Raw genomic sequence first — 19818 nt, 5'->3', positions numbered from 1 at the left:
CGTTGGGATTGAGGCGTTCGATTAATGTCTTGTGATGCGGATATCATCGTCATCGGCGGCGGCCATAACGGGCTGGCCTGCGCCGCGCAGTTGGGGCGCGCCGGCCTGTCGACGATCGTCGTCGAGGCCAATGACTGGATCGGCGGGGCGACCGGCACCCACGAGGTGACGCTGCCCGGTTTCAAGCACGACCTGTACGGGTCGAGCCATGTCTGGATCCACGCCAACCCGTATTTCCGCGAGCTGCTGCCCGAACTGGCCGAATTCGGGCTCGACTATATCTGGGCCGACGACGCGATCACCGGCCACCCGACGGCCAACGGCCCCGGCATCATCGTCTATCGCGACGTCGAGCGCACCTGCGAGAGCATCGCCCGCTATTCCGCCGCCGACGCGCAGCGTTACCGCGAGATCTACGACGGCTTCATCGAGATCCGCGACGGCTTCGTGAAGGGCATGTTCTCTCCGCCCGCGCCGCCGAGCTACCTGCCGAGCGCGATGGAGAACAGCAGCGAAGGGCTGCGGATGCTGCGCGACTACAACTTGAGCGCGCGCGCCTTCGTCGAGGAGAATTTCGAGCACCCGGAGGTGCGCAACGTCATCCTCGGCTGGGCGCTGGCGCCGCAGATCACGCCGGACCAGGAAGCGGTCGGCCAGACATTCTATATCATGATCCCCGGCCTGCACGAATATGGCCAGGCGATCCCGCGCGGCGGCAGCCAGATGCTGTCCGAGGCGCTGGCCGGTTACGTCCGCGCCCATGGCGGGCAGGTGCTGACCGGCGTGCGCGCTGAGGCGATCCTGATCGAGGACGGCACGGCGCGGGGCGTCCGGCTGGCCGACGGCCGCGAACTGCGCGCCGAAAAGGCGGTGGTCAGCTCGCTCGACCCCAAGCAGACCTTCCTGAAGCTGATCGACCGCGCCTATCTGGACGAGGCGACGGTGCGCAATGCCGAAGCCTTCTCGTTCGGCGCGATCGGCGTGTTCCGCGCCCATTACGCGGTCAACGAACCGCCGCGCTTCCTGAACGGCGAGGAGATGACCGCGACGGCGTTCCAGCGCATTTTCCATTCGGTCGCGGAAACCTGCGACCATTATGCCGACATCGCGCTGGGCGTGCCGCCGAAGAACCCGTTCATCTGGACCGCCTGCTGGACGTTGCAGGACCCGACGCGGGCGCCGGAGGGCAAGCATACGCTGATCATCGACACCTTCGTGCCGAACCGGCTGGCCGACGGCCGGTCTTGGGACGAGGTCAAGGACGATTATGCCGCGCTGCTGCTCAAGCGGCTGCGCGACTATACCGACAACATGGGCGACGAGAACATCCTCGCCAGCTATGTCGACACCCCGCTCAGCATCGAGCGGGCCAATGCCTGCCTGATCGGCGGCGCCAGCACCGGCGGCGAGCGGACCCTGTCGCAGACCGGCTATTTCCGGCCGGTGCCGGGCTATTCGCAATATCGCGGGCCGGTCCCCGGCCTCTACCTGACCGGCGCGTCCTGCCACCCCGGCGGCGGCATCACCGCGATGGGGATGGTGACCGCCAACGAGATACTCGACGACCTCGACCAGTAACCGCCGGCGCGCCCGCGCGCGCCGCAACCGCCACCAGATGACGCAGAGGACAAAATGACGGGCAAGATCAAGAAATATACCGGGCTGGTGATTCAGCCGCATGTGAAGGTGGCGGAAACGCGCGACGAGATCATGATCAACCTCGATCGCGTCTGCAAGATGATCGATTTCGGCGTCGGCTATAACTGGGAATTGCCGGCGCGGCTGGTCGTGCTGCCGGAATATTTCCTGCAGGGCGTGACGACGCCAGGCAAGGGCGAGCACGGCCTTGAGGAGTTCATGAAGAAGGCGATCACGATCCCCGGACCGGAGATCGAGATCCTCGCCAAGAAGGCGAAGCAGTACGGCATCTATATTTCCGGCGGCGGCGTCGTCGAACAGCTTCCCGAATTCCCCGATCGCTGGTTCAACGCCGCGTTCATCATCGGTCCCGACGGCGACGTGATCCTGAAATACCACAAATGGCACGTGCCGGCGTTCATCGGCCTCGGCACCAGCCCGCACGACATGATCGACGAATATGCGAAGCATTACGGCGGCGACCTGAAGAGCCGCTTCCCGGTCGTCGACACCGAGATCGGCAAGCTGGGCACGATGACCTGCCACGACGGCGCGACGCCGGAGATCGCCCGCGCGCTGGGCTTCAACGGCGCCGAGGTGATCTGCCACCCGACCGCCCAGCAGGAGTTCGAGGGGGTCAGCGAGCCGTGGGATTTCTGGACCTTCACCCGGCGGGCGCGGGCGCACGACAATATGTGCTACATCCTCGGGTCGAACTGGGGTTCGGTCGAATATGACTATTACCCCCACGCATTCTGCGCCGGCAATTCGTTCATCATCGACTATATCGGCAATCTGGTGCGCCGCGCGCCCTACCCGGCGGAGCAGGTGATCGGCGCGCCGATCGACATCGAGGCGCTGCGCGAGCACCGGTCGCGCATCTCGCACAACACCTGGGTCGACGTGCGCGCCGAGATCTTCAAGGAAATGTACGAGGCGCCGATCTACCCGGCCAACCTGTTCCCGGTCGGGCGGCCGCCGCGCAGCCTGACCGAGAAGATCAACGGTGCGAAGGCGGCGCTGAAGACGCTGTACGAGCGCGGCACCTTCACCCCGCCGGACGGGTTGAGCGTTGCCGACATGGCAGACGAACTCGATCGGCGCGTCGACTATGCGCACAGCATCGGCACGCTGCGGAAGATCGATTAAAGCGAGGGACGCGCGGCCGGGGCGACCGGCCGCGCGGTCCCACCACCGGGCAGGAGGGGCGGTGATGAAGGTAGTCAGCAAGCTGGTCGAGCTGGATTTCGAGATCAGCCGGATCGAAAAGACCGCGAACGGCATCGTCATCCTGAACGATCCGGGCAAGGCGATGGCGACCAAGGTGCATGTGTCGGCGGAGGACGCCGCTTCCATCGCACGGGTCGTCCTGACCAGCCCGGCGGCGCTGTTCTTCATGATCAGTTTTCCGTTTAGCGTGCTCCGCCGCAAGCTGGGCGGCGGGAAGAAGACGCCGCCGGCGAAGAAGCGCTGAGCGGGCGGGAGACGGCGACGATGACCGACAGGGTGAACGCCTTCCTGGCCCGGACCCGGCCGATGCTGATCGGCGGCGAATGGGTGGGCGCGGCTGGTGGAGACACGATCGACGTGCTCGATCCGGCGACCGCAGAGCGGATCGCGACGATCGCCGCCGCCGGCCCGGCCGAGGTCGACGCCGCGGTGGCTGCCGCCGCCGCCGCCTTTGCCGCGGCCGAGTGGCGCGGGCTGCCGCCGCACCGCCGCGCCGCCGTGCTGTGGCGGATCGCCGACCTGCTGGAGGCGCATGCCGAAGATCTGGCGCTGCTCAACACGCTGGAAAACGGCAAGCCGCTCCACGCCTCGCGCGGGGGCGACGTGCCGGCGGCGGCCAGGACCTTCCGCCATTATGCCGGGCTGTGCACCGCGATTGCCGGGCGATCGCCGGTGCTGTCGGCGGACCCGGCCAATTTTCATGTCTACACCCGCCACGAGCCGATCGGCGTCGTTGGCCAGATCACGCCGTGGAACGGGCCGATCGTCGCGTCGTCGTGGAAATTGGCGCCGGCACTGGCCGCCGGTTGCGCGATCGTGTTCAAGCCGGCCGAGGAAACGCCGCTGACCGCGCTCTATATCGGCGAATTGCTGCTGGAGGCGGGGGTGCCGGCCGGGGTGGTCAACATTGTTCCCGGTTACGGCCATACCGCCGGCGCGGCGCTGTGCGCGCATGACGGCGTCCGTAAGATTGCGTTCACCGGATCGACCGAGGTCGGCAAGCGGATCGTCACCGCGGCGGCCGGCAACCTGAAGAAGCTGTCGCTGGAGCTGGGCGGCAAATCGCCGCTGATCATCTTCGCCGACGCCGATCTCGACCGCGCGATCCCGGCGGCGGCCAACGCCATCTTCTTCAACGCCGGGCAGGTGTGCATCGCCGGATCGCGCCTCTATGTCGAGGCGCCGGTCTATGACCGGGTGGTCGCCGGCATCGCCCGCATCGCCGAGGGGATGAAGGTCGGCCCCGGCGTGGAGGCGGACACGGCGATGGGCCCGGTGGTGTCCGAAAAGCAGATGGAGCGCGTGCTCGGCTACATCGCGCGCGGCCGCGACGAGGGCGCCGAGGTGGTGGCCGGCGGCGAGCGGCAGGGGAACAAAGGCTATTTCGTGCGCCCGACCGTGCTGACCGGGGTGCGGCGCGGGATGAGCGTCGTCGACGAGGAGATTTTCGGCCCCGTGCTCTGCGCGATGAAGTTCGACGCGCTGGAGGAGGTGGCGGAGAAGGCGAACGACACCGAATACGGGTTGGCGGCGAGCATCTGGACCCGCGACATCGGCCGCGCCCACAAGCTGGCGGCGCAGATCGAGGCCGGGCTGGTGTGGATCAACTGCCACGCGGTGGCGGACCCCGGCATCGAATTCGGCGGCTTCAAGCAATCCGGCTGGGGACGGGAGAATGGCTGGGCCGGGATGGAGCAGTATACCGAGGCGAAGTCCGTGATCGCGCGGCTCGACTGAGGTGACGGGGCAGGCAACCATGAAGACGGTGCTCGTCACCGGGTGCAGTTCCGGCTTCGGCGCGCTGACCGCGCGGGCCTTTGCCGCCGCCGGCTACCGCGTCGTCGCGACGATGCGCGATCCGGCGCGGGCCGACCCCGGCATCTTCGACGGGGCGGGGGCGATTGAGGTGCGCGCGCTCGACGTGACAGACGGCGACGATGTTGCCGCCTGCGTTGCCGCCGTGCTCGCCGACCATGGCCGCATCGACGTGCTGGTCAACAATGCCGGCGTCCATCTGCTCGGCGCCGTCGAGGATATGGCCGAGGCCGATCTGGACCGCGTGATGCGGACCAATTTCTTTGGCGTGCTGGCGCTGAGCCGCGCGGTATTGCCGGCGATGCGGCGGGCAGGCGGCGGCCACATCCTGACGGTATCGTCGGTCGGCTCGCGCGTCGGCCGGGTGATGGACGGCATCTATTGCGCCAGCAAGGCGGCGGTCGAAAGCGCGCTGGAGGCGATGCGCTACGAAGTCGCGCGCTTCGGCGTGCAGGTGGCGGTGGTCTGCCCCGGCGCGTTCAGGACCGGGATCGACCGCAATTTTACCCTGTCCGACGCGCAGGCGCGCTCGCCCTATGCGGCGCTGCACCGGTACCGGATGGAGCGGGTGCGCGAGGCGTGCCGCGACGGCGGCGACCCGGCTGAGGTAGCGGCGGCGCTGCTGCGGATCGCCGGCGATCCGGCACCGGCCTTCCGCCATCTCGTCGGCGACAAGGCGATCGGGCTGGATGCGGCGCTGTCCGCCGCCGACGCCGAGGCGCGGGCGGAGCTGCTGACCCGCTTTTCCGGCATCGGTTGGTGGATCGCCGGTGCTGCCGGGCCGGAGGCGGAGCGGTGAGCGCGCCGGAAACCGCCGTCCGCATCGCCGGGCTGAACAAATGGTATCGCGAGCAGCACGTGCTGAAGGACGTCGACCTGCAGGTGACGACCGGCGAACGGGTGGTGATCTGCGGCCCGTCGGGATCAGGCAAATCGACGCTGATCCGCTGCATCAACGGGCTGGAGACGGCGCAGTCGGGGACGCTGGCGGTGGCGGGGCAGGAGATCAACGGCCCGCGCGACGTGCGGGCGGTCAGGCGCAGCGTCGGCATGGTGTTCCAGCAGTTCAACCTGTTCCCGCACCTGACCGTGCTGGAGAACCTGATCCTGGCGCCGCAGATAGTCCGCAAGGTGCCGCGCCCCGCCGCCGTCGACCTGGCGATGGAATATCTGACCAAGGTGCGGCTCGCCGATTTCTGCGGGCGCTACCCGGCGCAACTGTCCGGCGGGCAGCAGCAGCGCGTCGCCATCGCCCGTGCGCTGTGCATGCAGCCGAGCATCATGCTGTTCGATGAGCCGACATCCGCCCTCGACCCGGAGATGATCGGCGAGGTGCTGGAGACGATGACCCACCTCGCCAATTCGGGGATGACGATGCTGTGCGTCACCCACGAAATGGGCTTCGCCCGGCGGATCGCCAGCCGCGTGCTGTTCATGGATGACGGCCGGATCGTCGAGGAAAGCGAGCCGGCGCGCTTCTTCGACGCCCCGCAGACCGACCGGCTGAAACGTTTTCTCTCCCAGGTTTCCCTGGCGTGACCGCGAAGGATTCTGCGATGCGCAACCGCGACCTGCTCCCCGTCGACCTGCACCGCGCGCTGCTTGTCGGCCGGCTGTGGCTGGACGGCGCGCCCCGGCTGATCGCGGTGCGCGCCGGCGAGGTGATCGACATCGGCGCGCTGGCGCCGACGATGAGCGACCTGCTCGATCTGGACGATCCGGCGGCGGCGGTGCGCGCGGTGCGCGGCACACCGATCGGCGCGATCGACGAGATTCTGGAGAACAGCACGCCGGGTTGGGCGGCGGCGGGGCCTTTCCTGCTCGCGCCATGCGACCTGCAGGCCATCAAGGCGGCCGGCGTCACTTTCGTGTCGAGCATGATCGAGCGGGTGGTCGAGGAACGGGCCGGCGGCGACGCGGCCCAGGCCGAGCAGTTCCGCGCGGCGCTGGTCAGCGAGCTGGGCAGCGAGCTGCGGGCGATCCGGCCGGGCAGCCCGGAGGCGGCGCGCGCCAAGGCGCTGCTGACCGAGCGCGGGCTGTGGTCGCAGTATCTGGAAGTCGGGCTGGGGCCGGACGCCGAGATCTTCTCCAAGGCGCAGCCGATGTCGGCGGTCGGCTTCGGCGCCTATATCGGTATCCACCCGCGCTCGCGCTGGAACAACCCGGAGCCGGAGGTGGTGCTGGCGGTGTCGAGCCGGGGGCAGGTGGTCGGCGCGACGCTGGGCAACGACGTCAACCTGCGCGATTTCGAGGGGCGCAGCGCGCTGCTGCTGTCCCGCGCCAAGGACAACAACGCCTCCTGCGCGATCGGCCCGTTCATCCGCCTGTTTGACGACGGTTTCGGGCTGGACGATGTCCGTGCCGCCGACCTGACCCTGACCGTCGACGGGCGGGACGGCTTTCGCCTCGCCGGTGAAAGCTCGATGCGCCAGATCAGCCGCGACCCGCTCGACCTGGTCGCGCAGACGATCGAATACCACCATTTCCCCGACGGCTTCGTGCTGTTCTGCGGCACGCTGTTCGCGCCGACGCAGGACCGCGACACGCCGGGCGGCGGCTTTACCCACAAGATCGGCGATGTCGTCGAGATCCGCTCGCCGTTGCTCGGTACGCTGCGCAACACGGTGACGACCAGCGACCTGGCGCCGCCGTGGACGTTCGGCACGCGCGCGCTGATCGCGAGCCTGGCCGGGCGGGCGAACCCGTAGAAATTGTAATGAAGGCCAGTAGCGAGGCCAAAAATTCCTCATTGGTCGTATTAATTAATATCCTTTGTCGCTGATCGGGGGCGATAGTATTCTTCCATCGTTCTCAACTAGTACATGAGTATTACGTTTAGACGCGCTGAAAAGATCAGAATGCCAGACTACCAGCGATGACAACATCCGCATAACTGCGGAGGGGAGGGTTTGTGTCCAGAAATGCCACTTTGATGATGTGTGCGCTGCTTGCCGGCGCCAGCATGCCGACGGTTGCGGTTGCCCAGAGTGAAGCGGAAGGCGGCCTGAGTGAGATCGTCGTTACCGCGCAGCGCCGCGCGCAGTCGCTCCAGGACGTGCCGATCAGCGTTACCGCGTTCGATTCCGAGGCGCTCGAACGCAGCAACATCACCGCCGCCGCCGACTATCTGAAGCGTACGCCCAACGTCAGCTTCCAGGACGACGGCCAGACCGGCAACCGCGGCGTCAGCATCGGCATCCGCGGCGTCAGCGATATCAAGTCGCTCGACAATTCGGTGATCAATTCGATCGGTATCTACCTCGACGAATTCTCGGTCGCGTCGGTGTCCGGCGGCACGATCAACCCGCAGTTGCAGGACGTTGAGCGGATCGAGGTTCTGCGCGGTCCGCAGGGCACCTATTTCGGCCGCAATGCGATCGGTGGCGCGCTCAACATTACGACCAAGAAGCCGGTCGGCGAGCTGGGCGGCGAGGTGCAGGCCGGCGCCAGCTTCTACGAGAATGGCGGTGCCGAGCAGCATGTCACCGGCATCCTGAACGTGCCGCTCAGCGAAACGCTGTGGACGCGTGGCGTGATGCACGTCGAGCGCAGCGACGGCTATGTGAAGAACGTCAACCCGAACGGCACGCCAAACAGCGGCTGGGATTATTTCCACGGCCGGCTGTCGCTGCGCTGGATGCCGGCGGAAGGCACGACGATCGACGCGCAGCTATTCCATACCAACGAGAATGAGGGGCATGACCCGACCGTCAATTCGGGCGTGCTGGACCTTGATACCTCGGGCACCTTCGCCGGCGCGGTCGCCGCCGGGCTGACGCCGTGGGGCGAAGGGCTGGGCTTCTTCCCGAAGAACCAGAGCAAGGTCAACCACGACGCGCGCGAGTACAACAAGAACCGCACGACGCTGGGCAACCTGCGGATCAGCCAGGAGCTGTCGCCCGGGCTGACGCTGAAGTCGGTGACCGGTTTCCTGAAAACGGCGACCGATCGCCGCTTCGACCAGGACGTGACCAGCCTGGACATCGTCATCCGCGAAAACGACTTCGACAGCCGGTCGTGGAGCCAGGAGCTGCGGCTGGAAGCGCAGACCGACCAGTTCGACCTGACCGTCGGCGGTCTTTACGCGCGCGACAAGCAGGTCAAGCGCAATCATATCTTCATGGGCAGCGATCGCTCGCTCGGCGGCGTCGGCATCCTGCCGCCGGTCGCCGCCTTCCCGGCCGGCACGCCGATCAACCGCGACACCGGCACCTTCGGGATCAGGAGCCTGGCGGCGTTTGCCGACCTGACCTGGCGGGTGACGCCGGAGCTGGAGGTGATCGCCGGCGGCCGTTATACCCATGACAGCGTGTCGACCGGGGTGGTCGACGTGCAGGTATTCGGCGGCCGCCCGCTGCCCGACGTGCGCGGCAAGCACAGCTTCGACGATTTCGCGCCGCGCCTTTCGCTGCGCTACAAGCTGGATCGCGACGTCAGCCTCTATGGCGTGGTGTCGAAGGGCTACAAGGCCGGCGGCGTCAATGTCGGGCATGACGACGCCAGCGATCCGTTCGTCGACACCTTCGCGCCGGAGCGGCTGTGGAACTACGAGATCGGGTTCAAGTCCGAGCTGTTCGACCGGCGGTTGCGCCTGAACATCTCCGCCTTCTACCTCGACTGGAAGGACCTGCAGCTGCAGACCTTCTACCTGCTCGACCCGACCGACATCAGCAGCCAGGTTGAGCTGACCCATAATGTCCGCAAGGCGCGATCGAAGGGCGTCGAGTTCGAATTCGCGGCGGTTCCCACCCGCGGGCTGACCATTTCCGGCGGACTTGGCTATCTCGATGCCAAGATGCTGTCGGACGAGCGCATCGTCGTTACCGGCGGCCTGCCCGTCGACGTCGAGGGGCTGAGCACGCCCAAATCGCCGAAATGGACGTGGAATCTCGACACCGAGTATAATTTCTCCACGGGGGCGGGCGAGGCCTATCTGGGCGTCAACTGGACGCACCGCAGCCATTCCTACGGCGACCTGGAGGCGACGGGACGAGTTCAGCTCGGTCGGCCGGTCTTCCCCTACCGTCTGCCGGCGTTCGATGTCGTCAGCCTGCGCGCCGGGCTTGAGGTCAACGAGCGGCTGAAGTTCGGCCTGTTCGTCGAGAACCTGCTGGCCGAGGCGTATTACACCAGCACAGGTGAGAATTTCGGCCTGGGTGGCATCCGCCTGCGTCCGCACCCACGCATCATCGGTGCGAACGTAGGGCTGAAATTCTAGCTGCGCGCCACCGGCACCCGCGCCCGGCGGCGGCGGGTGCCGGTGGCCGCCTTTGTTGTTTCCGGGTCTACAAGCGAGAAGAGTTATAATGGTGAAGATGAAGGGTGGTCGTGCAATCGTGGAGTCGGTGCTCCGCCACGGCGTCGACACCATTTTCGGTATCCCCGGCGGCCAGACATATGAGCTGTTCGATGCGCTCTACGGCCGCGAGAATACGGTCAGGCTGATCACCAGCCGCAGCGAGCAGGGCGCCGCCTACATGGCGTTTGGCTATGCCCGGTCGACCGGCAAGGTCGGCACCTTCACCGTCGTGCCGGGGCCGGGCGTGCTGAACGCCGGCGCGGCGCTGACCACCGCTTATGCCTGCAACGCGCCGGTGCTGTGCTTGACCGGCCAGGTGCCGTCGACCGGGATCGGCAAGGGCATCGGTTTCCTCCACGATGTGCCGGACCAGCTTGGCGCGGTACAGCGGATGACCAAATGGGCGGCGCGGATCGATCACCCCGCCCACGCCCCCGGCGCGGTGGCGGAGGCGTTCCGGCAGCTGACCACCGGGCGGCCCGGCCCAGTGTCGCTGGAAATGGCGCTGGACGTGATGGGGCAGACCGCGCCGGTCACCCTGCCGGAACCGGTGGCGCCGGCGGAGGTGCTGCTGCCCGACCCCGACCTGATCGCCGAGGCGGCGGCGCTGCTGGGCGCGGCGGAAAAACCGCTGATCTTCGTCGGCGCCGGCGCGATCGGCGCGGCCGAGGAGGTGCGCGAGATCGCCGAGATGCTGCAGGCGCCGGTCGTCTCGCACCGGGGCGGGCGCGGCATATTGAGCGACCGCCATTACCTGAGCCAGACCTTCCCCGCCGGCCACAGGCTGTGGCCGGAGGCGGATGTCGTCCTCGCCATCGGCACCCGGCTCAAATACCCGCGGATGCACTGGGGCAACGACGCCGCATTGAAGGTCGTCCATATCGATATCGACCCGATGCAGCTGACCCGGATCGCGGCGCCTGCCGTCGGCCTGGCCGGCGACGCGCAGGCGACGCTGCGCGCGCTGATCGCCGATCTCGGCGCCACCAACCGCCGCCGCGACAGCGAGAAGGACCGGCTGGAGGCGCTGAAGGCCGGCTTCACCAAAGCGTTTTCCGACGACATCCAGCCGCAGATCGCCTATCTCGACGTGCTGCGCGGCGAGATGAGCGACGACGCGGTCCTGGTCGATGAGATCACCCAGGTCGGCTACGCATCCTGGTACGGCTTCCCGGTCTATGCGCCGCGCACGCTGATCACCAGCGGCTATTCCGGCAATCTGGGCTACGGGCTGTCGACCGCGGTCGGCGTCAAGATCGCCAATCCGGGGCGGCAGGTCGTCTCGATCAACGGCGACGGCGGCTTCATGTACCATTGCGGCGAGCTGGCGACCGTCGCCAAATACAATCTCGACATGGTCATCATCGTGTTCAGCGACGGGGCCTTCACCAACGTCGCGCGCGCGCAGACCAGCCGTTTCGGCGGCCGGGTCGTCGGCACCGCGCTGCAGAACCCCGATTTCGTCAAGATGGCCGAGGCCTTCGGCGTCGCCGGGCGCCGGGCCGAAACCCCGGCTGAGCTGCGCGAGGCAGTGCGCGCGGCGTTCAAGGCGAAGGGGCCGATGCTGATCGAGGTGCCGATCGGCGAGACGGCCTTCCCATGGAAATACCTTCTGCTCCCCTCCGTGCGCGGCCCGAAGGCGAATGCGCAGCCCAAGTGACAGGCCCGGCTAACAGGCCAAAGTAACAGGACAGTTCGATGTACGATTATGACGTAGTGATCGCGGGCGGCGGCCATAACGCCCTCGCCTGTGCCGCCGTGCTCTGCAAGAACGGCATCCGCACGCTGGTGGCGGAGCGCAACGACTGGGTTGGCGGCGGCGCGGTGACGCGCGAGCTGACCCAGCCCGGCTTCAAGCACGACCTGTTCGGTTCCAACCACGTCTGGATCCACGCCAACCCGCATATCCGCGAACTGCTGCCCGAACTGAAGGATTACGGCCTGGAATATGTCTGGGGCGAGAACGAGATCATGGGCCATCCGATGACGGAAGGCCCCGGCGTCATCGTCCATCGCTCCGTAGACAAGACCTGCGACAGCATCGCCGAATATTCGCGGCGCGACGCCGACCGCTATCGCGAGATCTACGACGGGTTCGTCGAGATCAAGGACGGCTTCACCCGCAACATGTTCTCGCCGCCGTCACCGCCCAGCTATTTGCCGGCGGCGATGGAGCGCAGCGAGGAAGGGCTGCGCATGCTGCGCAACTACAGCCTCAGCGCCCGCGCATTCGTGATGGAGAATTTCGAGGACCCGCACATCCAGGCGTTCCTGATCAGCTGGGCGCTGGGGCCGAACATCAAGCCGACCCAGCAGGGCGCCGGGTCTACCTTCTACATCATGATCCCGGCGATCCACGTCTACGGGCAGGCGATCCCGCGCGGCGGCAGCATCCAGCTGCCCAATGCCCTTGCCCGCTATGTCGAGGCGCATGGCGGCAAGGTGATGACCAACAGCCCGGTCGCCGGCATTCTGGTGGAGGACGGCACCGCGCGCGGCATCCGCCTTGCCGACGGTACCGAGATCACCGCACGGATGGGCGTGGTCAGCGCGCTTGAGCCGAAGCAGACCTTCCTGAAGCTGATCGATGAGAATGCGCTCGACCCCGGCTTCGTCCGCGCCGTGCGCAATTTCACCTTTGGCGACGTCGCCTCGTTCCGCGTCCATTTCGCGCTGCACGAGGCGCCGCAGTTCAAGGGCGGCCCCGACATCAGCAAGGCGCCGTTCCAGCGCACGATCGGCAGCGTCGCCGACATCGACCGGCATTTCGCCGAACTGTCCGTCGGCGTGCCGACGAAGGAGCCGCCGGTCCACGCCCATTGCTGGAGCCTGGTCGACCCGACCCGCGCGCCGGAAGGCAAACAGACCTTCATGATCGACACCTTCGTGCCGAGCAAGCTCGCTTCCGGCAACTGGGCGGAGATCAAGGACAGCTATGCCGAGGAACTGATCAAGACGCTGCGCAAATACACGACGAACATGGAGGATGATAACATCATCCAGCGTTTCGCCCATTCGCCCGACGACATCGAGGCGCATAACCCCTGCTTCGTCGGCGGCGTGCCGTCGGGCGGCGAGCGCACGCTGGCGCAGATGGGCTATTTCCGCCCGCTGCCCGGCTTCTCGCAGTATCGCGGGCCGCTGAAGAACCTGTACCTTGCCGGTCCGTCCTGCCACCCTGGCGGCGGGATCAGCGGGATGGGCGTCATCACCGCGCAGGAGATGCTGAAGGATTTCGGACTGTCCAGCGACGATTGAACCGGGAGCGCGTGTTGTGTCTGGCCTCTGTCAAGGAAAGCGGCGCCGGCGGGCGGAGGTGAGCGTAGCGCGCGCCGCCGCCGGCGCACTGGCGGTGCTGGCGGCGGCGATGGCCGCGACGGCGGCGCGCGCCGACACGCTGGGCGAGGTCAGGCAGCGCGGCTATCTGCGCTGCGGAATCACCGAATCCGGCCCCGGCTTCAGCTTCGTCAACGCCGCCGGCAAGCGGGCCGGGTTCGAGATCGACCATTGCAACACCATCGCCGCCGCGCTGTTCGGCACGCTGAAGGTGCAATATGTGCTGACCACGCCGCAGACCGCCTTCACCCTGCTCCAGTCGCGCGGGATCGACGTGTTCCCGGCCGGCGCGACCTGGTCCTTCTCGCGCGATGCGGCGCTGGGCCTTGATTTCGCCGGGGTCTATTTCATCGACGGGCAGGGTTTCCTCGTCCGCAACCGCAGCGGGGTGCAGCGGGTCGCCGACTTGGCCGGGGCGACGATCTGCGTCGCGCAGGGCACGACGCTGGAACAGAATCTCGCCGACTACTTTCACCGCCGCCGCCTCAAATACCGGCCGATCACCTATGGCGACGCCGACAAGGCACTGGAGGCGTACCAGGCCGACCGCTGCGACGCGGTGACGATGCAGCGGGCGGCGCTGGCCGCGCGCGCCGCCGGCATGCCCGACCGCGCCCAGCACCGCATTCTTGGTGAGATCATCTCGCGCGAGCCGCAGGGGCCGCTGGTTCGCCAGAATGATTCGCGCTGGCGCGACATCGTGTTCTGGGCGCTGAACGTCCGCGTTGCCGCGGAGGAGCTGGGCGTCAGCCAGCGCAACGTCGCCCAGATGCGCAAGAGCTCGCCGAACCGGGAGGTGCAGCGGATGCTGGGCGTCTACGGCAATTACGGCCGCGCGCTCGGCCTGTCGAACGACTGGGCGTTCAACGTCATCCGTCTTGTCGGCAATTACGACGATGTCTGGCGGCGCAACCTGTCGCCGATCGGCCTGGAGCGCGGGCCGAACCGGCTGGTCAGCCAGGGCGGGGCGATGCTGGCCCTGCCGTTCCGCTGATCGCGATTTTCATGTTCACACCGTTTGATCAAGGATGCCTGTCGATGCGTAGCCGCACTTCCCCAGCCCCTCGCGCCGCCCTCGCGGCCTGCCCGCCCTATGTGCAGGGCAAAAGCGCGATCGCCGGCATGGAGAAGCCGATCAAGCTGTCGTCGAACGAATCCCCGTTCGGCCCCAGCCCGGCGGCGAAGGCGGCCTATCTGGCCGCCGTCGATGAATTGCACCGCTACCCCGACGGCAGCCAGCGGGCGCTGCGCGAGGCGCTGGCCGCGCGCTTCGATGTCGAGGCGGACCAACTGATCGCCGGCAACGGCAGCGAGGAGCTGATCCTGCTGGCGCTGCGCGCCTTCGTCGACCCCGGCGATCAGGTCGTGCTCAGCCAGAACGGCTTCGTCATGACCCGCATCCACGCGCTGGCGCAGGGCGCCGAGGTGGTCGAGGTGGAAGAGGCCGACTGGCGGGTCAGCGTCGACAATATCCTGGCGGCGGTGACCGAGCGGACCAGGGTGGTCGCCATCGCCAACCCCAACAACCCGACCGGCACCTATATCAGCGCGGCGGAACTGCGGCGGCTGCACGCCGGCCTGCCGGAAAACGTGCTGCTGATGATCGACAGCGCCTATGGCGATTATGTCGTTGCGCCGGATTACGACAGCGGCATCGCCATCGTCCGGACGGCGTCGAACGCGATCATGACGCGCACATTCTCCAAGCTCTACGGCCTTGCCGGCATGCGGATCGGCTGGGCTTATGGTTCGCCCGACGTCATTGCGGCGATCCAGCGCATCCGCACCCCGTTCAACGCCAACGCGCCGGCGCTGGCGGCGGCAACCGCGGCGCTGGGCGACCGGGATTATGCCGATCGGGTGCGCGACCACACCATTGCCTGGCGCGGCCGGATGGCGGCGGCGCTGGCCGATCTGGGCATTCCGGTGGTGCCGAGCGTGACCAATTTCCTGCTGCTCACCCTGTCGCCCGACAGCGGCCTGACCAGCAAGGGGGTGGCGGCTCATCTGCTGGAGCATGGCATTATCCCCCGGCCGCTCGGCGTGTCCGGCCCCGGCAACAGCCTGCGCATCACGATCGGCACGGAGGAGGAGAATCTGGCCTTCCTCGCGGCGATGGAAAGCTGCGTCCGCGTGCCGAGTCCGGTGCAATGATCCTGTTCACCGTCCCCTCGTCTCCGTTCGGCGCGCGCATTCGCATCCAGGCGGCGGCGAAGGGGCTGGCGCTGACGCTGGCGGAGCCGCCGGGTGGGCTTGGATCGGACGAATGGCGGGCGGTCAACCCGTTCGGCAAGGTGCCGGTGCTGCGGACCGACGCCGGCGACATCATCGAATCGGCGGTCATCCAGGAATATCTGGAAGACATGTATCCGGCGCCGGACCTGCGTGGCGCCGACCCGTTCGCGGTGGCCGGCGTCCGCGCCTTTACCCGCGCCGTGGACCTCTACCTGTTCCCGGCGCTGTTCGGGCTGCGCGGCGCGGCGGCGGGGGATGCGAGCGCGCTGGCCGGGGCGGTGGCGGAGCTGGAGACGGCGGTCGAACGACTGGCCCGGCTGACGGCGCCGGGCGCCTGCCTGTGCGGGCCGTCGCTGAGCCTGGCCGATTGCGCGCTGGTCCCGGCGCGTTTCTACACCGACCTATTCGCCGCGCGCCTCGGCTTCGTCTCTCCCTTCGCGCGCGATGCCGGGTTCGAAGCGTGGTGGGCGCATGTTACGGGCCTGCCGCCGGTCGCCGGGGTGGTCGCAGACCTCGCCCGGATCGCGGCGGCGCCGAAGGCGGTGCGCCCTGCCTAGGTCGCGGCTCTGGCTGTGGGCGGGGCAGGCGGCGATCCTGCTCGGCATCGCCGCGCTGGTCGCGGCGATCGCGGCGACGACGGCCCGCAACCTCGACAGGCTGGGCATCCAGCACGGCTTCGATTTCCTGTTCCAGCCGGCCGGGTTCGACCTCGGCACCACGCTGCTGCCGTTCACCTCGACCTCTCCGGTCTACATGGCGTTCCTCGCGGGTATCGCCAACACGCTGGTGCTGACCGTGCTGGCGATCGCGCTGTCGACGCTGATCGCGCTGGTCGTCGCGCTGCTGTGCATGAGCGGCGACCGGCTGCTTGGCGCGATCGGCTGGAGCTATGTCGAGATATTCCGCAACATCCCCGCGCTACTCCAGATCTTCGTCTGCTATTTCGTCGTGCTGCGCGCGTTGCCGGCGGCGACCGACAGCCTGGACCTTGGCGGCTGGATGGCGATCAACAACCGCGGCATCTTCCTGCCGGCGATCGGTGTCGGCGGCGGCGGCGCGCTGGTCGAGGCGCTTGGCCTTGCCGCTGCCGTTGCTGGTGCCGCCATTGTGCTGCGCCACCGGGCGAGGCGCTGGCTGGTGCTGCTCGGCGTCGCCGCCGCCGCGCTCTGGGCGCTGCGCTGGGGGACGGTGACAGCACCGACGCTTGGCCGGTTCGGCTATGAATCGCGCTGGGAGATCAGCCCGGAACTGTGCGCGCTGGTCCTGGGCCTAGCCGTCTACAACGCCAGCTATATCGCCGAGATCATCCGGTCCGGGATCAACGCGGTGCCGCGCGGGCAGTGGGAGGCGGCGCGCGCGCTGGGCTTCACCCCGGCCCAGACATTGCGCCGGATCGTCTTTCCGCAGGCGCTGCGCGTCATCCTGCCGCCGATGGCCAATGCCTATCTGAACGTGCTGAAGGCGTCATCGCTGGGCGCCGCCGTCGCCTATCCCGAAGTGGTGTCGGTAATGGTCGGCACCACCAACAACATCGTCGGCCGGCCGATCGAGATCATGGCGCTGACCCTTGTCACCTATCTGCTGATCTCGCTGCTCGTCGCCTTCATCATGCACCGGATCGACCGCCGCGTCGGCCGGTCGGCGGCGCTATGAGGGTGGCGGGCGTGGCCGCTGGGCTGAGCGAGGGCGGTCGCATCCGCGCGGTGATCGGGCTGCTGGTCCTCGCCGGGGTGCTGCTGCTGCTCTGGCCGGCCTTCGACTGGGCGGTGACCAGCGCCTATTGGGCGGGGCAGGGGCCGCAGGCGTGCCCGGACCGGTCGGGCGCCTGCTGGCCGTTCATCCGCGAACGGTTCGACCAGATCCTTTACGGCGCCTATCCGGCGGGGGAGCGCTGGCGGGTCAACACCGGGCTTGGCCTCGGCGCGCTGCTGCTGGTGCCGCTGATCCTGCTGCCGCTGCGCCGCAAGGCGGTGTGGGTCGGCGCGTTCCTGCTGCTCTACCCGCTGGCGGCGCTGGCGCTGTTCGCCGGCGGCGTATTCGGGCTGGCGCCGGTCGGGACCAGCGCCTGGGGCGGCCTGTTCCTGACCATCGTCGTCGGCCTGTTCGCCTTCACCGCCGCTTTCCCGATGGGGATATTGCTGGCGCTCGGCCGGGAATCGCCGATCCCGGTGGTGCGGATGCTGGCCGGCAGCTGGGTCGAGTTCTGGCGCGGCGTGCCGACCCTGGTCGTGCTGTTTGTCGCTGTGATCATGCTGCCGCTGTTCCTGCCGGTGGAGCGGGAGATCGACAAGCTGGCGCGGGCCCTGGTCGCGCTGTCGATCCTGATGGCCTGCTATGTCGGCGAATCGATCCGCGGCGCGCTGCGTTCCGTCCCGCGCGGCCAGTACGAGAGCGCACGGGCGCTGGGCATGGGGTATTGGCGCGCCCATATCCACGTCATCCTGCCGCAGGCGATCCGGGTGGCGACGCCGCAGATCACCAACATCGTCATCGGCCTGTTCAAGGAAACATCGCTGCTTGTCGTCATCGGCCTGTCGGACCTGCTCGGCGTCGTCCAGGCGGCGTCGGGCGACACCGAATGGCATCTGTCGTCGGCGCGCGCGACCGGCTATCTGTTTATCGCGCTTCTCTATTGGGGCATCTGCTTTGCCATGTCGCGCTACAGCGCCTATCTCGAACGCCGCGCCCGTCGCGGCTGGGTCGGCGGCGCTGCCACCGGCCTTGGCGGAGGGGCCTGACATGGCCATTGCCCCGCCACCGGTTCTGTGCCTGTCGCCGGCCGACAATGTCGTCATCGCACGGCAGGATCTGGCCGCCGGAACGGTGCTCGCCGAACCGGCGCTGACCCTGCGCCAGCCGATCCCGACCGGGCACAAGCTGGCGATAGCGGCGATAGCGGCTGGGGAGCCGATCCGCCGTTACGGCCAGGTCATCGGCTTTGCCAGCGCCCCGATCGCGCCGGGCGACCACGTCCACGTCCACAATGTCGAGATGCGCGCCTTCGCCCGCGACAACGCCGTCGGCGCCGATGCGCGGCCGACCGCCTATCGCGATCCGCCGGCGGTGTTTCAGGGCATCCGCCGCCCGGACGGGCGGATCGCCACCCGCAACTATCTGGGCGTGGTGACCAGCGTGAACTGTTCCGCCACGGTCGCCCGCGCCATTGCCGATCGGATGGGAAGGGAGCTGTACGGCCACCCGAACATCGATGGTGTGGTGCCGATCACCCACAATGCCGGCTGCGGCATGGCGCCGGAGGGGGAGGGGATGGACGTGCTGCGCCGGACCATCGCCGGCTATGCCGACCACCCGAATTTCGCCGGCGTGCTTCTGCTTGGTCTTGGCTGCGAATCCAACCAGTTGAGCCGGCTCGCCGCCGCGACCGGGCTGGAGGAAAGCGAGCGGCTGCGCTTCGCCACCATCCAGGACAAGGGCGGCACGGCGGCGACGATCGCCTGGGGGGTCGATGCCTTGCGCGCGATGGTGCCGCTGGCCGAAGCGGCGCGGCGTGAGCCGGTGCCGGCATCCGCGCTGCGCCTGGCGCTCGAATGCGGCGGATCGGACGGCTATTCGGGGATCACCGCCAACCCGGCACTGGGCGCCGCCGCCGACCTGCTCGTCGCCAATGGCGGCACCGCCATCCTGTCCGAAACGCCGGAGATCTATGGCGCCGAGCACCTGCTGACCCGCCGCGCCGCCAGCCCGGCGGTGGCGGAAAAGCTGATGGCGCGGATCGCCTGGTGGGAGGATTACGCCGCCCGCAACCACGGCGAGATGAACAACAACCCGTCGCCCGGCAACAAGGCGGGCGGGCTGACTACCATCCTCGAAAAATCGCTTGGCGCGGTGGCCAAGGGCGGGTCGACCAATCTGGTCGACGTCTATGGCTATGCCGAGCCGGTGACCGCGTCCGGCCTCGTCTTCATGGATACGCCGGGTTACGACCCGGTGGCGGTGACCGGGCAGGTCGCGGGCGGCGCCAACATCATCTGCTTCACCACCGGGCGCGGCAGTGTGTTCGGCGCGAAGCCGGCGCCGTCGATCAAGCTGGCGACCAATACGCCGATGTACGAGCGGATGACCGACGACATGGACCTGGACTGCGGCCCCGTCGCCGACGGCGCGGCGACGGTGGAGGAGAAAGGGGCGGAGATTTTCGACCTGATCCTGCGTACCGCCTCCGGCGAGCCGACCAAGAGCGAGGTGCTGGGGCTGGGCGACAATGAGTTCGCGCCCTGGATCATTGGAGCGACGATGTGACGCGT

General features: G+C 67.9%; 16 protein-coding genes. All 16 read left to right on the top strand.

The annotated features are described in order from the left end of the window. Positions 1–24: 24 nt before the first annotated feature. The 16 genes from E4A53_RS07800 (at position 25) to E4A53_RS07725 (ending at position 19813) form a co-directional block, all read left to right on the top strand. The gene (locus tag E4A53_RS07800) at positions 25–1578 is read left to right on the top strand and encodes a phytoene desaturase family protein (protein WP_136162532.1); all 1554 of its coding nucleotides are present in this window, start codon (positions 25–27) and stop codon (positions 1576–1578) included. Positions 1579–1632: 54 nt separating this feature from the next. After that, positions 1633–2787: a nitrilase-related carbon-nitrogen hydrolase gene (locus tag E4A53_RS07795; protein WP_136162531.1), complete on the top strand. Its 1155-nt coding sequence runs from the start codon at positions 1633–1635 to the stop codon at positions 2785–2787. A 64-nt stretch (positions 2788–2851) separates the two neighbouring features. Then, a complete protein-coding gene (locus tag E4A53_RS07790) occupies positions 2852–3112 on the top strand; it encodes a hypothetical protein (protein ID WP_136162530.1) in 261 nt (86 codons plus the stop codon). A 20-nt stretch (positions 3113–3132) separates the two neighbouring features. Next, positions 3133–4605 carry an aldehyde dehydrogenase family protein gene (locus E4A53_RS07785; protein ID WP_136162529.1) on the top strand — a complete coding sequence of 491 codons (1473 nt, stop codon included), beginning with the start codon at positions 3133–3135 and terminating at the stop codon, positions 4603–4605. Between the two features lie 19 nt (positions 4606–4624). After that, the gene (locus E4A53_RS07780; protein WP_136162528.1) at positions 4625–5482 is read left to right on the top strand and encodes an SDR family oxidoreductase; all 858 of its coding nucleotides are present in this window, start codon (positions 4625–4627) and stop codon (positions 5480–5482) included. Further along, positions 5479–6222 carry an amino acid ABC transporter ATP-binding protein gene (locus E4A53_RS07775; RefSeq protein ID WP_136162527.1) on the top strand — a complete coding sequence of 248 codons (744 nt, stop codon included), beginning with the start codon at positions 5479–5481 and terminating at the stop codon, positions 6220–6222. The genes E4A53_RS07780 and E4A53_RS07775 overlap by 4 nt, the downstream gene beginning before the upstream one ends. Positions 6223–6239: 17 nt before the next feature. After that, a complete protein-coding gene (locus E4A53_RS07770) occupies positions 6240–7391 on the top strand; it encodes a fumarylacetoacetate hydrolase family protein (RefSeq protein ID WP_136162526.1) in 1152 nt (383 codons plus the stop codon). 224 nt (positions 7392–7615) lie between these two features. Further along, positions 7616–9901 (top strand): TonB-dependent receptor, encoded by a 2286-nt coding sequence (locus E4A53_RS07765; protein WP_136162525.1) that lies wholly within the window; start codon positions 7616–7618, stop codon positions 9899–9901. A 97-nt stretch (positions 9902–9998) separates the two neighbouring features. After that, the gene (locus E4A53_RS07760; RefSeq protein ID WP_239018188.1) at positions 9999–11642 is read left to right on the top strand and encodes a thiamine pyrophosphate-dependent enzyme; all 1644 of its coding nucleotides are present in this window, start codon (positions 9999–10001) and stop codon (positions 11640–11642) included. Positions 11643–11680: 38 nt separating this feature from the next. Further along, positions 11681–13240: a phytoene desaturase family protein gene (locus E4A53_RS07755; protein ID WP_136162524.1), complete on the top strand. Its 1560-nt coding sequence runs from the start codon at positions 11681–11683 to the stop codon at positions 13238–13240. 58 nt (positions 13241–13298) lie between these two features. Next, entirely contained in the window at positions 13299–14312 is a 1014-nt protein-coding gene (locus tag E4A53_RS07750; RefSeq protein ID WP_136162523.1) for a transporter substrate-binding domain-containing protein, read from the top strand. A 44-nt stretch (positions 14313–14356) separates the two neighbouring features. Continuing rightward, a complete protein-coding gene (hisC, locus tag E4A53_RS07745; RefSeq protein ID WP_136162522.1) occupies positions 14357–15472 on the top strand; it encodes a histidinol-phosphate transaminase in 1116 nt (371 codons plus the stop codon). Further along, a complete protein-coding gene (locus E4A53_RS07740; protein WP_136162521.1) occupies positions 15469–16110 on the top strand; it encodes a glutathione S-transferase family protein in 642 nt (213 codons plus the stop codon). Before hisC ends, E4A53_RS07740 begins: the two co-directional genes overlap by 4 nt. After that, positions 16025–17206, top strand: a complete 1182-nt coding sequence (locus tag E4A53_RS07735; protein WP_168694330.1) for an ABC transporter permease subunit — start codon at positions 16025–16027, stop codon at positions 17204–17206. Before E4A53_RS07740 ends, E4A53_RS07735 begins: the two co-directional genes overlap by 86 nt. A gap of 11 nt (positions 17207–17217) precedes the next feature. Next, positions 17218–18291, top strand: coding sequence for an amino acid ABC transporter permease (locus E4A53_RS07730; protein ID WP_168694329.1), 1074 nt, complete (start codon positions 17218–17220; stop codon positions 18289–18291). Position 18292: 1 nt separating this feature from the next. Continuing rightward, entirely contained in the window at positions 18293–19813 is a 1521-nt protein-coding gene (locus tag E4A53_RS07725; protein WP_136162518.1) for a UxaA family hydrolase, read from the top strand. Positions 19814–19818 lie beyond the last annotated feature (5 nt).

Origin of the sequence: Sphingomonas flavalba, assembly GCF_004796535.1 — a bacterium.
Classification (GTDB): domain Bacteria; phylum Pseudomonadota; class Alphaproteobacteria; order Sphingomonadales; family Sphingomonadaceae; genus Sphingomonas_L; species Sphingomonas_L flavalba.
Note: the sequence above shows the minus strand (reverse complement) of the source record. Positions and strands in the feature narration are given on the sequence as shown.

Bases quoted from the DNA above. Each gene is read 5' to 3' on its own strand.
- hisC (WP_136162522.1), top strand. From the start codon at position 14,357: ATGCGTAGCCGCACTTCCCCAGCCCCTCGCGCCGCCCTCGCGGCCTGC.
- E4A53_RS07735 (WP_168694330.1), top strand. From the start codon at position 16,025: ATGTTACGGGCCTGCCGCCGGTCGCCGGGGTGGTCGCAGACCTCGCCC.
- E4A53_RS07790 (WP_136162530.1), top strand. From the start codon at position 2,852: ATGAAGGTAGTCAGCAAGCTGGTCGAGCTGGATTTCGAGATCAGCCGG.
- E4A53_RS07800 (WP_136162532.1), top strand. From the start codon at position 25: ATGTCTTGTGATGCGGATATCATCGTCATCGGCGGCGGCCATAACGGG.
- E4A53_RS07755 (WP_136162524.1), top strand. From the start codon at position 11,681: ATGTACGATTATGACGTAGTGATCGCGGGCGGCGGCCATAACGCCCTC.
- E4A53_RS07765 (WP_136162525.1), top strand. From the start codon at position 7,616: ATGATGTGTGCGCTGCTTGCCGGCGCCAGCATGCCGACGGTTGCGGTT.
- E4A53_RS07760 (WP_239018188.1), top strand. From the start codon at position 9,999: ATGAAGGGTGGTCGTGCAATCGTGGAGTCGGTGCTCCGCCACGGCGTC.
- E4A53_RS07780 (WP_136162528.1), top strand. From the start codon at position 4,625: ATGAAGACGGTGCTCGTCACCGGGTGCAGTTCCGGCTTCGGCGCGCTG.
- E4A53_RS07785 (WP_136162529.1), top strand. From the start codon at position 3,133: ATGACCGACAGGGTGAACGCCTTCCTGGCCCGGACCCGGCCGATGCTG.
- E4A53_RS07740 (WP_136162521.1), top strand. From the start codon at position 15,469: ATGATCCTGTTCACCGTCCCCTCGTCTCCGTTCGGCGCGCGCATTCGC.
- E4A53_RS07770 (WP_136162526.1), top strand. From the start codon at position 6,240: ATGCGCAACCGCGACCTGCTCCCCGTCGACCTGCACCGCGCGCTGCTT.
- E4A53_RS07795 (WP_136162531.1), top strand. From the start codon at position 1,633: ATGACGGGCAAGATCAAGAAATATACCGGGCTGGTGATTCAGCCGCAT.
- E4A53_RS07725 (WP_136162518.1), top strand. From the start codon at position 18,293: ATGGCCATTGCCCCGCCACCGGTTCTGTGCCTGTCGCCGGCCGACAAT.